Origin of the sequence: Thauera sp. SWB20, assembly GCF_000831325.1 — a bacterium.
Taxonomy (GTDB): domain Bacteria; phylum Pseudomonadota; class Gammaproteobacteria; order Burkholderiales; family Rhodocyclaceae; genus Thauera; species Thauera aminoaromatica.
In genome coordinates this window covers 56,845-69,798 of record NZ_JTDM01000011.1, presented here as the reverse complement: position 1 = coordinate 69,798, position 12,954 = coordinate 56,845, and the positions used below count along the sequence as shown (strand labels likewise).

Here is a 12,954-nt window from a genome sequence, read left to right as displayed (position 1 = left end):
GACCGGCGCGAGCCGCTCAGTCCTGCGCCCACGCCCGCGCACGCTCGACCGCGCGCACCCACACGGCGCGTGCCTCGTCGCGCCGTGCCGCCGGCCAGCGCGGCTCGAAGCGGCGGTCGAGTTGCCAGTGCGTGGCGATCTCCTGCGGCCGCTTCCACAGCCCGCAGCCAAGCGCAGCCAGGCAGGCGGCGCCGAAGGCGGTGGTCTCGAGCAGGCGCGGACGCAGCACCGGCACGCCGAGCAGGTCGGCCTGCATCTGCATCAGCAGGTCGTTGGCCGCGGCGCCGCCATCGACGCGCAGCTCGGCGAGCGGCGCGGCGCCGTCGCGTGCCATCGCCTGGACGAGGTCGGCGCTCTGCATGGCGATCGCCTCCAGTGCCGCACGCGCGATGTGCGCCGCACCGCTGCCACGCGACAGGCCGAGCAGGGTGCCGCGCGCGTGCGGGTCCCAGTACGGCGCGCCCAGCCCGGTGAAGGCCGGCACCAGCACCACCCCACCGCTGTCGGGCACGCTCGCCGCCAAGGCCTCGACCTCGGACGCGCGCTTCACCAGCCCGAGGCCGTCACGCAACCACTGCACCACCGCACCGCCCATGAACACGCTGCCCTCGAGCGCGTAGCTGGGCGCCGCATCCACCCCGGTCCACCCCACGGTGGTCAATAGCCGGTGCGCGGACGCCACCGGCACATGGCCGGTGTTCATGAGCAGGAAGCAGCCGGTGCCGTAGGTGTTCTTCGCCATGCCCGGGGCGAGGCAGGCCTGGCCGAAGGTCGCCGCCTGCTGGTCGCCGCCGATGCCGGCGATCGGGATCGCGGCACCGAACAGCGCCGGATCGGTCTCGCCGCACACCCCGCTGCTCGCCACCACGCGCGGCAGCAGCACGGGCGGGATGCGGAAGCGCTTGAGCAACACCGGATCCCAGTCCAGCGTGTGGAGGTTGAAGAGCAGCGTGCGCGCGGCGTTGCCCGCATCGGTCAGGTGCAGCCGGCCGCCGCTCAGATGCCACAGCAGCCAGCTGTCGATGGTGCCGAAGGCGAGCTCGCCGCGCTCGGCGCGCACGCGCGCATCGGGAACGTGGTCGAGCAGCCAGGCGAGCTTGGTGGCGGAGAAATAGGGATCGAGCTCCAGCCCGGTGCGCGCGCGCACGTCCTCTGCGCAGCCCGCGGCGCGCAGGCGCTCGCACTCTACCGCGGTGCGGCGGTCCTGCCAGACGATCGCGGGGGCGAGGGCGCGTCCACTGGCGCGCTCCCACAGCACGGTGGTCTCGCGCTGGTTGGCGATGCCGATCGCCGCCACCTCGCGTGCGGCCACGCCGGCATTGGCGAGCGCCTCGCGGGCGCAGTCGAGCTGGGTACGCAGGATGTCCTGGGGATCGTGCTCGACCCGGTCGGGCGCAGGGAAGTGCTGCGCGAATGCCTGCTGGGCGAGGCCGCGCACGCGGCCATCGGCGTCGAACACGATCGCGCGCGAGCTGGTGGTGCCCTGGTCGAGGGCGAGCAGGTAGGCCATGGCGACTCCGCACGGGGGCTGACCGCGATACCGCGAGCCTAGCGCCGGACGCGCCCCGCCGCCACCCGGGAAAGCCACGATGTGATTCAATGGAGTCCCCTTCGTTGCAGCGCAACAACCGCCATGCCCGCCTTCTGGATGATCGTCTCCTGCTTCCTGTTCGCCTGCATGGGCGTGTGCGTGAAGCTCGCCTCGGGGGCGTTCTCGACCGGCGAGATCGTGTTCTGGCGCGGGCTCGTGAGCATGCTGATGATGGTCGGACTGGCGGCGAGCCGCGGTATCGGCCTCAAGACGCCGCACTGGAAGATGCACCTGTCGCGCAGCGTGTCGGGCTCGATCGCGCTCGGCTGCTACTTCTTCGCGATCGGCCTGCTGCCGCTGGCGACCGCGGTCACGCTCAACTACACCTCGCCGCTCTTCGTCGCCCTGGTGCTGGCGCTGTTCTTCGGCGAGCGCCTGCGCGCCATCGCCGTGCTCGCGATCCTCGCCGGCTTCGCCGGTGTGGTATTGCTGCTGCGCCCCACGCTGCAGCCCGAGCAATGGCTGGGCGCGCTCGCCGGACTGGGCTCGGGTGCCCTGGCCAGCCTCGCCTACGTGAGCCTGCGCGAGCTCGGCCGTGCCGGCGAGCCGGAAGTTCGCACGGTGTTCTGGTTCTCGGTGATGACCTCGACGATGGGCCTGGCGTGGGCACTCGCCGGCGAGTTGCACCGCCCCGATGCCGGGCAACTCGCCACGCTGCTCGGCGTCGGCCTCTTCGGTGGGCTCGCCCAGCTCGCGATGACGCGCTCCTACCGCTACGGGCGCACCGTGGTGTCGGCCAACCTGAGCTACGCCACCGTGATCTTCGCCAGCGTGTTCGGCATGCTGCTGTGGGACGAACTCATGCCGGCCTCGTCCTGGCTCGCGGTCGGCCTGATCGTGGCCGGCGCGATCGGCGTCTCGCTCGCCACCCCGAAGCCGGCACCGCTGCCGGCCCGTGCCGTCGCGACGGATTGAGCCCCGCCGGTGCGCGGACTATAGTGGGGGCATCTCCGATCACCTCCAGGGAGGCTGCCATGATCAGCACCGAGAGCACCGACAAACTCGTCTCGCTCGTCGTCTTCGGCGAATTCACCCTCGCCGACTACAAGGAGTTCGAAGACGTGGTCAATTACCGGGTGCAGTTCAGCGGACCGGTCGACCTGCTCTTCGACCTGCGCCAGATGGCGGGCTTCACGCTCGACGTGGCGTGGGAGGAGATCAAGTTCTCGCGCCAGCACGCGGGCGATTTCCGCCGCATCGCGGTACTCACGGAAGACCAGTGGCTGACCTGGAGCGCATGGGTGTCGCAGCTCTTCGTCACCGCCGAGGTCAAGGTCTTCGACGACGAGGACGAGGCACGCGCCTGGCTCGCCGCCGAAACGACCGCAGAGACCACGGGAAGCGCGCAGTGAACGCTTCCTACGCGACGCTGATCGGTGCGATCGATCTCGCGCAGCACCTGCGCGACGCCGACTGGGTCGTGTTCGACTGCCGTGCCGACCTCGTCGATCCGGTCTTCGGCCAGCGCGCCTACGACGTCGCGCACGTGCCGGGGGCCTTTTTCATCGACCTGGAGACCGGGTTGTCGGGGCCGAAGACCGGCCGCAACGGCCGTCACCCCCTGCCCGATCCCGCCAGCCTCGCCGCCCGGCTCGCCGCCTGCGGCGTGGGCAACCATAGCCAGGTGGTCGCCTACGACGACGCCGGCGGCATGTTCGCCGCGCGCCTGTGGTGGATGCTGCGCTGGCTCGGCCATCATCGCGTCGCGGTACTCGATGGCGGCCTGCAGGCCTGGATGGCGGCCGGGCTCGCGCTCGACGACGAGCCGCCGCGTGCGCGCCCCGCGACCTATACGCTGGCGCTGCGTCCGGACCGGGTCGATACCCAGTACGTGCAGCAACATCTCGGCCGCCGCGACATGCTGCTGCTCGATGCGCGCAGCCCCGACCGCTTCCGCGGCGAGAACGAGGTGCTCGATCCGGTGGGCGGGCACATCCCCGGCGCACGCAACCGCTTCTTCCGCGACAACCTCGACGCGCGCGGCTGCTTCAAGCAGGCCTCGGTACTGCGCGAAGAGTTCGCCAGCCTGCTCGGCGCATACACGCCGCGCCAGGTGGTGCACCAGTGCGGCTCGGGCGTCACCGCCTGCGTGAACCTGCTCGCGATGGAGGCCGCCGGGCTGACCGGCTCGCGCCTGTATGCGGGTTCGTGGAGCGAGTGGTGCGCAGATCCCACGCGGCCGATGGCACGCGGCCCGGCCTGAAAGCGCGCGGGCCGCCCAGGGCGGCCCGGACCTCCCCGCGTCGCAAGCGACGCACTACCAATCGACCTTCTCCACCGCACCGAGCGAACGCCCCAGAAAGCGCTCGCCGATGGTCTGGAAGCGCAGCGGCACGTCGCTCACCACGAAGCGGTAATCTGCGACGCCCCCGCCACCGCGCGCCAGCCCGGACAGCTGCAGGCGCTCGGCGGCCAACTCCGCGGTGGTCAGCGCCGAGTCGATCAGGCGCACGCGCGCCCCGGCGACGTCGCGTAGCAGGGGCTTGAGCAGCGGGTAATGGGTGCAGCCCAGCACGAGGCTGTCGACCTCCTCGGCGAGCACCGGGCGCAGGTATTCCTGCGCGGTGAGGCGGGTCACCTCGTGGTCCAGCCAGCCTTCCTCGACCAGCGGCACGAACAGCGGGCAGGCCTGGGAATACACCCGCACCGCCGGATCGAGTTCGTGCATGCGGCGCGCGTAGGCGTTGCTGTTGATCGTGGTCGGCGTGCCAATGACACCGATGCGCCGTCCCGGCGAGGCCGCCACCGCGGCGCGCGCGCCGGCCTCGATGACGTCGAGCACCGGGATGCCGGCGGCCAGCCGGTGCACCACGTCCGCCGCCACCGCCGCCATGGTGTTGCACGCGATGATCAGCATCTTGACATCGCGCCGGAGCAGGAACTCGGTGATCTGCGCGGTGAAGTGCTCGATCGTGGCGACGGATTTCACCCCATACGGTACGCGTGCGGTGTCGCCGAAATAGACGATGTCCTCGAGCGGCAGGCGCTCCATCAGCGCGCGCACCACGGTGAGCCCACCGACGCCGGAATCGAACACCCCGATCGGGCGCGAGGCCGCGCTCATCGCCCGGCTCCTCGACGCGGGGCGCTGTCGATCAAGACAGCACCACCGAGGCGAACTTGCGCTTGCCCACCTGCAGCACCACGGTCTCGCCGGCACGCAGCAGCAGGCCCTTGTCCTCGGCGCGCTCGCCGTCGATGCGCACCCCGCCCTGCTCCACCATGCGCATCGCCTCGGAGGTGGTGCCGGTGAGCCCGGCCTGCTTGAGCACCTGGAACAGCGGCAGGCCGCCGGCGCCCACGTTCACATTGACCTGCGGGATGTCATCGGGGATCGCGTTGCGCTGGAAGCGTGCCTCGAAGTCGGCAAGCGCCTCCTCGGCCGCACGCTGGCCGTGGAAGCGGGCGACGAACTCCATCGCCAGCATCACCTTGACGTCGCGGGGATTGCGCCCGCCCTCGACGTCGGCGCGCAGCTGCGCGATCTCGGCGCTGGAGCGGAAGGACAGCAGCTCGTAGTAGCGCCACATCAGGGTGTCGGACACCGACATGGTCTTGCCGAAGATCTCCTTGGCCGGCTCGGCGATGCCGATGTAGTTGCCGAGCGACTTGGACATCTTGTTGACGCCGTCGAGGCCCTCGAGCAGCGGCACCATCACCACGCACTGCGGCTCCTGCCCGTAATGCTTCTGCAGCTCGCGGCCCATCAGCAGGTTGAAGCGCTGGTCGGTGCCGCCGAGTTCGACGTCGGCCTTCATCGCCACCGAGTCGTAGCCCTGGCACAGCGGGTAGAGGAACTCGTGGATCGCGATCGGCTGGTTATTGCCGTAGCGCTTGGCGAAGTCGTCGCGCTCGAGCATGCGCGCCACGGTCTGCTGCGCGGCCAGGCGGATCATGCCGGCGGCGCCGAGATCGTTCATCCAGGCCGAGTTGAAGCAGATCTCGGTCTTCTCCGGGTCGAGGATCTTGAACACCTGCTCCTGGTAGGTCCTGGCGTTCTCGAGGATCTGCTCGCGCGAGAGCGGCGGGCGCGTGCTGTTCTTGCCGCTGGGGTCGCCGATCATGCCGGTGAAGTCGCCGATCAGGAACTGGACCTGGTGACCGAGTTCCTGGAAGTGACGCATCTTGTTGATCAGGACCGTATGGCCGAGATGCAGATCGGGCGCGGTGGGGTCGAAGCCGGCCTTCACCCGCAGGGGCTTGCCGCGCTTGAGCTTCTCGACCAATTCGGCCTCGATCAGCACGGCGTCGGCGCCGCGCTTGATGAGGTCGATCGCCGCCTGAACATCAGACATTCAATTTCTCCAAAATTACTTTGCCGAACCGAAGCGCACCTTTGCTACACTTCCGCGACTTTTTTCCACATCCCAGCCCACCGAGACCATGAAGGCCAGAAAGACCCGAATTCTAGCCGATCTCCCGGCTCGTCTCCTCTCCCGCCCGCGAACCTGGGTTGCCGCCGGTATCACCGGGGTTTCCATGCTCGGGGTGGTCGCCGCGACCGCGGTCGCACCCGGCAGCCTGCCTTCGGACCTGCTCGTCGAGCGCGTCGTCGAGGCCCTGCCCGCGCCGGCGGTCACGCGCACCGGCACCGACGCCTCGCTACCCTTCGTCCATTACGAACGCATCCAGGCCGGCGACACGCTGCAGGCGATGTTCAACCGCCTGCGCATCGACGACGCCGAGGCGCTCGCCCACCTCTCCGCGTCCGATGCCGGCCGCAAGGCGCTGCGCCAGCTGCGCGCGGGCCGCTCGGTCACCGCGGTGGTGTCGCCGCAAGGCCGTCTGCTCAGCTTCTCGCTGCCGGTCGGCAACACGGACGCCGAGGTCGTCCTCGAACGCGACGACGCCGGCCTCGCGCTGCGTGAATCCAGCGGCGCCACCCAGACCACGATGGTCGAGATGCGCTCGGGTACGATCACCCACTCGCTTTTCGGCGCCACCGACGACGCCGGCCTGCCCGACAACGTGGCGACCCAGCTCGCCACCATCTTCGGCACCTGGATCGACTTCCACACCGACCTGCGCAAGGGCGACCGCTTCAACGTGGTCTACGAGGCCATCTACGAGGAAGGCAATCCGGTGCGCGCCGGGCGCATCCTCGCGGCCGAATTCATCAACAATGGCGACCGCCACGCGGTGGTGCTGTATCGCGGTCCGAGCGGCAAGGAGCAATACTACAGCGACGACGGCGAGAGCCTGCAGCAGGGCTTCCTGCGCTCGCCCCTGGAGTTCTCGCGCGTCAGCTCGAACTTCGGCCGCCGCCTGCATCCGATCCACGGCAACTGGCGCGACCACAACGGCACCGACTTCTCGGCACCCGTCGGCACCCCGGTGATGGCCACCTCGGACGCCACCATCGAGTTCATCGGCACCCAGCGTGGCTTCGGCAACCTGATCGTGCTCAAGCACCGCAGCGATATCACCACCCACTACGCCCACCTCAACGGCTTCGCCAAGGGCCTCGCCAAGGGGCAGGCGGTGAGCCAGGGCGATCTGATCGGCTACGTCGGCTGCACAGGCTGGTGCACCGGGCCGCACCTGCACTACGAGGTGCGCCTGAAGGACGTCCCCGCCGACCCGATGACGGTGGCGCTGCCGATGGCCGACTCCTTCAATGACCGGGAACTCGCCGCCTTCAAGCGCAACACCGCGCATCTGCGCCAGCGCTTCGCGCTGCTCAACTACGAACTCGCCGACGCACGCTGAGCACCGCACGGCCGGACCAAAGCAAACGGGGCGCCGCGGCGCCCCGTTTTGTTTGCGACAACCGCGTTCACACCGTGAACGACGAGCCGCAGCCGCAGGTGCTGGTCGCGTTCGGATTGCGGATCACGAACTGCGAGCCTTCCAGGCCTTCGGTGTAGTCGATCTCCGCGCCCACCAAGTACTGGTAGCTCATCGGATCGACCAGCAGCAGCACGCCGTTCTTCTCGAACGTGGTGTCGTCCTCGTTCACTTCCTCGTCGAAAGTGAAGCCGTACTGAAAGCCCGAACACCCGCCGCCCGACACGAAGACGCGCAGCTTGAGGTCGGGATTGCCTTCCTCTTCGATCAGCTCGCGAACCTTGTTCGCGGCGCTATCGGTAAAGACCATGATTTCCGGGGTTGCGACTTCTGCGCTCATGTTTTCTCCTCTGCTGGGGAACACCGCGGATGATGCGCCTTCCGCGGTTGAATCGTCAAAATGTGATCGAATCCGGTCGTAACAGTTCCCTCAGGGGCTGACCGGCACGATGTCGAGCCCGGTTTCCTCGTCGAAACCGAACATGATGTTGAGGTTCTGCACCGCCTGGCCTGCCGCGCCCTTGACCAGATTGTCGATCACCGACAACACCACCACGGTGTCGCCGCCCTGCGGGCGATGGACCGCGATGCGGCACAGGTTGGAGGCGCGCACCGAGCGCGTCTCGGGATGGCTGCCCGCGGGCATGACGTCGACGAAGGCCTCGCCAGCATAGCGCTTCTCGTACAGCCCCTGCAGGTCGGCAGCGTCGACCCCCGGCTTCAGACGACCGTACAGCGTGGCGTGGATGCCGCGGATCATCGGCGTCAGGTGGGGCACGAAGGTCAGCCCGACCGCGTGCCCGGCGGCCAGAGCCAGCCCCTGACGGATCTCCGGCAGATGGCGATGGCCCGGCACGCCATAGGCCTTGAAGGAGTCGGCGGCCTCCGGAAGCAGGGTGTGCACCTCGGCCTTGCGGCCGGCGCCCGAGACGCCCGACTTGGCATCGGCGATCAGGTGATCGGTGTCGATCAGCCCGGCCTCGACCAAGGGCAGGAAGCCGAGCTGGACCGCGGTGGGGTAGCAGCCCGGGTTGGCGAGCACGCGTGCGCCGCGGATCTGCGCGCGATTGACCTCGGGCAGGCCATACACCGCCTCGGCGACGAGTTCCGGCGCCGCATGCTCCATGCCGTACCACTTCTGCCACTCGGCGACGTCGCGGATGCGGAAGTCGGCGGCGAGGTCGATCACCCGCACCCCGGCAGCGACCAACTCGGCCGCCTGCTTCATCGCGATGCCGTTGGGCGTGGCGAAGAACACCGCGTCGCACTTCTCCAGGGCGGCGTCCTGCGGGGTGACGAACTTGAGATCGACCCGGCGGCGCAGGCTGGGGAACATGTCGGAGACCGCCATGCCGGCCTCGCCGCGCGAGGTGATCGCGGTCAGCTCGACCCCGGGGTGGCGCGCCAGCAGACGCAAGAGCTCGACGCCGGTATATCCGGTACCGCCTACGATTCCAACCTTGACCATGCTCGTTCCTCGCGACGAAAGACTGAACCGCGATTATCTCATCATCGGCCGACGCGGGCGGTGAACGCCTCGTTACGGCTGCCGCACCCCGAACTGCAAGAACGCGTGCGAGCGGGACACACAAGCACGAAAGCCGCCCAAGGGGCGGCTTCCGGACTGCGATGCGCGATAAAGAGAATCAGCGCTTCGAGAACTGCTTGGCGCGACGGGCCTTGCGCAGGCCGACCTTCTTGCGCTCGACCTCGCGGGCGTCGCGGGTCACGAAACCGGCGGCACGCAGGTCGCCCTTCAGGCCGGCGTCGTAATCGACCAGCGCGCGGGTGATGCCGTGACGCACCGCACCCGCCTGACCGGATTCGCCACCGCCGACGACGTTGACCATGATGTCGAAACGGCCTTCGTTGCCGGTGAGGACCAGCGGCTGGCGCACGATCATGCGGCCGGTTTCACGCGAGAAGAACTCGTCGAGCGGCTTGCCATTGACGACGATGTTGCCGGTGCCCGGCTTGATGAACACGCGAGCGACCGCAGTCTTGCGGCGGCCGGTACCGTAGTTGTAAGTCACAGCCATTGTCGGCTCCTTCAGATCTCGAGAACTTGCGGCTGCTGAGCGGTGTGCGGATGCGACGGCCCCGCGTAGCACTTCAGCTTCTTCAGCATGGCGTAGCCCAGCGGGCCCTTCGGCAGCATGCCCTTCACCGCCTTCTCGAGCACGCGCTCGGGGAAGCGCTGCTGGAGCTTGGTGAAGTTGGTTTCGTAGATACCGCCCGGGTAGCCCGAGTGACGGTAGTACTTCTTGTCCTGCGCCTTGTTGCCGGTCACGCGCAGCTTTTCGACGTTGACCACGACGATGAAGTCGCCGGTGTCCACGTGCGGGGTGTAGATGGCCTTGTGCTTGCCACGCAGGCGGCGGGCGACTTCGGCGGCGAGACGGCCAAGCACCTTGTCCGTGCCGTCGACAACGAACCAGTCGCGCTTGACCTCGTGCGGCTTGGCGGAAAACGTCTTCATGTGAATCCTCGATCTTTGTCGGGCCGTCGGAGATGGCCGTCAAACGGAAAGCTCGCAATCCTACTTCCAACACATGAATCGTGTCAATCGTCGAAGCGCGAACGCGGGCGGAGAACAAAAAAAACGCAGTCCGATCGGACTGCGTTAAATCCACACCAAAGGAGGAGGGTGGAGGAGACACGGCTTGGATCGGCGCGACCCCGGACGTGGGAGTCGATGCGTCTGCGATCCGACTGGAACGGATTATGCATAGCCACCCCGGGCTGTGCAAGGCATTTTTGTGCGACGCGGAAGAAAAGTTTTGATTGATTGATCAGCTCGCTTTATCGCAAAGCAGCTTTTTATTTTAAATCAATTTTCGCTCTTTTCGCGACCTCCAAGCCCCTCACCCGGACGCGGACACCCCCCTCCCTGCGCCCCGTTTTGCTGCAGTGCATCACTACGGAGCCGTATTGAACCCGGCCGCGCTCGCCTCGGGCCCGGAAGTTTCAACCGCAAGTCGGCACGGGCACGAAGGATGCGGCGACGCCAGGCGAGGCGCACGAACTCCATGACGCACTGCGGTAACATGCCGCCCCAACCCCCAACGAACCCGACAACGGGACCAGAACCCGAAGGAGCGAACAGCATGGAATGCACGGTCAAGTGGCTCGACGGCATGAGCTTCATCGCCGAAACCGGCACCGGCCACCTCGTCGCGATGGACGGCGCGCCCGATGCCGGCGGGCGCAACCTGGCTCCACGGCCGATGGAGTTGCTGCTGGCCGGCGCCGGTGGCTGCACCGCCTTCGACGTCATGCTGATCCTCAAGCGCGGACGCCACGATGTGCGCGGCTGCAGCGTGCGCCTCGAAGCCGAGCGCGCGGAGTCCGACCCCAAGGTGTTCACCCGCATCCGCTTCATCTACACGATCACCGGTCGCAAGCTCAAGCGCGAGACGGTCGAGCGCGCGGTGCACCTGTCGGCGGAAAAATACTGCTCGGCCTCGATCATGCTCGGCAAGACCGCCGAGATGATCCACGAGGTCGAGCTGGTCGAGGCGGACTGAGGACCGCGGCGGCGCGAGGCTGCCCTCACGACGCGGACGAGGGCACGGGAATCGCTCAGAGCCGGTAGGCGAGCGTCGTCATCACCCGCGCGGCGAGCTTCATCGCCCCCTTCGCCGGTGCCGGCAACTCGTGCGCACCCAGGCGCAGCGCCGTCGCGGCGTGCTCGGCCTCGTCCACCTTCATCTGCTCGACGATCGCGCGCGAGCGCCGATCCGCGGCCGGCAGGGTGTCGAGATGGCTCTTGAGGTGCTGCTCGACCTGGCGCTCGGTCTCGGCCAGGAAGCCGAGGTTCCAGCGCTCGCCGAAGCGCCCCGCCGCCAGCCCGAGGGCGAGCGCGCCGCCATACCACAGCGGATTGAGCAGGCTCTTGCGACCACCGAGCTCGGCGATGCGGCGCTCGGTCCACGCCAGGTGCTCGGTCTCCTCCTGCGCGGCCTGGCGCAGGGTGTCGCGAATCGCGGGCTCGCGCGACATGATGGACTGCCCCTGGTAGAGCGCCTGCGCGCACACCTCGCCGACATGATTCACCCGCATCAGCGCCGCCGCATGGCTGCGCTCGGCTGCGCCCAGCTCGGCATCGGGCACGCCCTCGCCCGGCATCGCCCGCACGCTGCGCGCCGACGCGAAGACCGTCCGCAGGGCCTTGTCGAACTCGATGATGGCCTGATCGATCATTGATGCACTCCAGACGGGTCGATGGGGTCGCGCCGCTCCCGCAGCAGGCGCAACGCATGCTCGCGGTCGCGCGGCCCGGCCGGGCCGTCGCAGAAATAGTCGTGCGCCAGCGCCGCGCGCGGGCGGTTGTAGCCGCTTTCGACGATGGGCTGCCAGGCACTGTTCTTCAGCGCCGCCCAGGTCCCGTCCTTGCGTCCGCTGGCGTAGATCCGGCGCTCGAAGGTGGCGCAGCGGATGCCCTCGAAGCTGACGTTCTCCGCGCCGCCGCGCGTGCGTACGACCAAGGTGTAGCGCACCACGCCATCCGCCCCGACGCCGACGCTGTCCTCGTCGACGAAGAAGGCATTGGGAGAAGGCGTGCCGACGTCGATCGCACGCAGCGCGGCCGCGCGCGGCGCGGCCGGCATCGTCGCCTCGCCCTCCTTCCAGTCGGGATCGGCATCCGACAGAAACCCCGCGGACGCGGGCGCCGACAGGAGGGCGAGGGCGACAACGCCGGCGCGTGGAAGTGCACCGAGCGAGGGGCGCAAGAAACGGCTCGGGAAAGGACTCAAGAGTAGGAGCTCCGCATCGGGGAGGAAGGAAGCGGGCAGCGCCGAAGCAGGACCGGCGCGCCCACGGCACACGGTCCCGCCGCGGCGGGCACGCGCCGGCCGCACGGGGCCAGCCCGCCGCCGGCCTGCGCCGTGCGGCAGGACGGAGTCGGGCTACTTCCGCATCGCATCGCGCAGTCCGTGCTCGGCGCGCTCGCCGAGCACCACCCGCACCGGCTCGGGAGCGGGTTCCGGTTCGGGCAGTCGATAGCTGTCCGGCAGCTCGACGCTGCGCGAACGAAACAGGATGCGCGCCAGTTCGATCAAGGCCAGCTGATACACCTGGCGCTTGAATTCGATCACCGCTTCCAGCGGCACCCAGTAGTTGCTCCAGCGCCAGGCATCGAATTCCGGATGAGTGCTCGCGCGCAGACAGACGTCGGAGTCGCGCCCCACCAGGCGGAGCAGGAACCAGATCTGCTTCTGCCCACGGTAGGTGTTGCGCCACTCGCGCCGGATCCAGTGCTTGGGAACCTCATAGCGCAACCATCCGCGCGTACGGCCGAGGATCCTGACGTGCTCGGGCCGCAGGCCGACCTCTTCGTGGAGTTCCCGATACATGGCCTGCTCCGGCGACTCGCCGTGCTTGATGCCACCTTGTGGAAACTGCCAGGAATGTTCGCGGATGCGCTTGCCCCAGAAGACCTCGTTGCGCGCATTGACCAGAATGATGCCGACGTTCGGGCGAAAGCCTTCACGGTCAAGCATGACGAACCTTCGAATTCGTTTGATTGGTCACGATTTTTTCACACTTGGCGACGCAATGAAAGCGCACTGCCA

Annotated in this window: 15 protein-coding genes; 5 read left to right on the top strand and 10 right to left on the bottom strand. The window is 68.3% G+C overall.

Annotation, left to right across the window (positions count from 1 at the left end; genetic code table 11):
* Positions 1–16: 16 nt before the first annotated feature.
* Positions 17–1,510 (bottom strand): glycerol kinase GlpK, encoded by a 1,494-nt coding sequence (glpK, locus tag PO78_RS02370; RefSeq protein ID WP_004317056.1) that lies wholly within the window; start codon positions 1,508–1,510, stop codon positions 17–19.
* A gap of 123 nt (positions 1,511–1,633) precedes the next feature.
* Between glpK and PO78_RS02365 the strand changes: the two genes are divergently transcribed.
* Genes PO78_RS02365 through PO78_RS02355 form a run of 3 tightly spaced genes read left to right on the top strand, consistent with a single transcriptional unit; the run spans position 1,634 to position 3,794 of the window.
* Positions 1,634–2,506, top strand: a complete 873-nt coding sequence (locus tag PO78_RS02365; RefSeq protein ID WP_004317054.1) for a DMT family transporter — start codon at positions 1,634–1,636, stop codon at positions 2,504–2,506.
* A gap of 59 nt (positions 2,507–2,565) precedes the next feature.
* Positions 2,566–2,943, top strand: coding sequence for an STAS/SEC14 domain-containing protein (locus tag PO78_RS02360; protein ID WP_004317053.1), 378 nt, complete (start codon positions 2,566–2,568; stop codon positions 2,941–2,943).
* Entirely contained in the window at positions 2,940–3,794 is an 855-nt protein-coding gene (locus PO78_RS02355) for a sulfurtransferase (RefSeq protein WP_004317051.1), read from the top strand. The genes PO78_RS02360 and PO78_RS02355 overlap by 4 nt, the downstream gene beginning before the upstream one ends.
* Positions 3,795–3,848: 54 nt before the next feature.
* Here PO78_RS02355 and murI read toward each other — a convergent pair whose 3' ends face one another.
* The gene (murI, locus tag PO78_RS02350; protein ID WP_043741855.1) at positions 3,849–4,655 is read right to left on the bottom strand and encodes a glutamate racemase; all 807 of its coding nucleotides are present in this window, start codon (positions 4,653–4,655) and stop codon (positions 3,849–3,851) included.
* Positions 4,656–4,686: 31 nt separating this feature from the next.
* Positions 4,687–5,886, bottom strand: coding sequence for a tyrosine--tRNA ligase (gene tyrS, locus PO78_RS02345; RefSeq protein ID WP_004317048.1), 1,200 nt, complete (start codon positions 5,884–5,886; stop codon positions 4,687–4,689).
* Positions 5,887–6,070: 184 nt separating this feature from the next.
* On the opposite strand from tyrS, the gene PO78_RS02340 reads away from it, so the two are divergent.
* Complete coding sequence (locus PO78_RS02340) at positions 6,071–7,300, top strand: peptidoglycan DD-metalloendopeptidase family protein (RefSeq protein WP_004317046.1); 1,230 nt, start codon at positions 6,071–6,073, stop codon at positions 7,298–7,300.
* Positions 7,301–7,367: 67 nt separating this feature from the next.
* Here PO78_RS02340 and erpA read toward each other — a convergent pair whose 3' ends face one another.
* From erpA to rplM, 4 genes are all read right to left on the bottom strand, one after another.
* Positions 7,368–7,718, bottom strand: coding sequence for an iron-sulfur cluster insertion protein ErpA (gene erpA, locus PO78_RS02335; RefSeq protein ID WP_004317044.1), 351 nt, complete (start codon positions 7,716–7,718; stop codon positions 7,368–7,370).
* Between the two features lie 90 nt (positions 7,719–7,808).
* Complete coding sequence (gene argC, locus PO78_RS02330; protein ID WP_004317042.1) at positions 7,809–8,846, bottom strand: N-acetyl-gamma-glutamyl-phosphate reductase; 1,038 nt, start codon at positions 8,844–8,846, stop codon at positions 7,809–7,811.
* A gap of 178 nt (positions 8,847–9,024) precedes the next feature.
* Positions 9,025–9,417, bottom strand: coding sequence for a 30S ribosomal protein S9 (rpsI, locus tag PO78_RS02325; RefSeq protein ID WP_043741853.1), 393 nt, complete (start codon positions 9,415–9,417; stop codon positions 9,025–9,027).
* Positions 9,418–9,428: 11 nt separating this feature from the next.
* Entirely contained in the window at positions 9,429–9,857 is a 429-nt protein-coding gene (rplM, locus tag PO78_RS02320; protein WP_004258894.1) for a 50S ribosomal protein L13, read from the bottom strand.
* Between the two features lie 628 nt (positions 9,858–10,485).
* Here rplM and PO78_RS02315 point away from each other — a divergent pair.
* Positions 10,486–10,905, top strand: coding sequence for an OsmC family protein (locus PO78_RS02315; RefSeq protein WP_004317038.1), 420 nt, complete (start codon positions 10,486–10,488; stop codon positions 10,903–10,905).
* 55 nt (positions 10,906–10,960) lie between these two features.
* Here the strand turns inward: PO78_RS02315 and coq7 are convergent, their stop codons facing one another.
* The 3 genes from coq7 to PO78_RS02300 form a co-directional block, all read right to left on the bottom strand.
* A complete protein-coding gene (coq7, locus tag PO78_RS02310; protein WP_004317036.1) occupies positions 10,961–11,581 on the bottom strand; it encodes a 2-polyprenyl-3-methyl-6-methoxy-1,4-benzoquinone monooxygenase in 621 nt (206 codons plus the stop codon).
* Positions 11,578–12,111, bottom strand: coding sequence for a CNP1-like family protein (locus tag PO78_RS02305; RefSeq protein ID WP_043741851.1), 534 nt, complete (start codon positions 12,109–12,111; stop codon positions 11,578–11,580). Before PO78_RS02305 ends, coq7 begins: the two co-directional genes overlap by 4 nt.
* 177 nt (positions 12,112–12,288) lie before the next feature.
* On the bottom strand, positions 12,289–12,882 hold the full coding sequence (locus tag PO78_RS02300; protein ID WP_004327532.1) for an RNA pyrophosphohydrolase: 594 nt from the start codon (positions 12,880–12,882) through the stop codon (positions 12,289–12,291).
* Between the last annotated feature and the right edge of the window lie 72 nt (positions 12,883–12,954).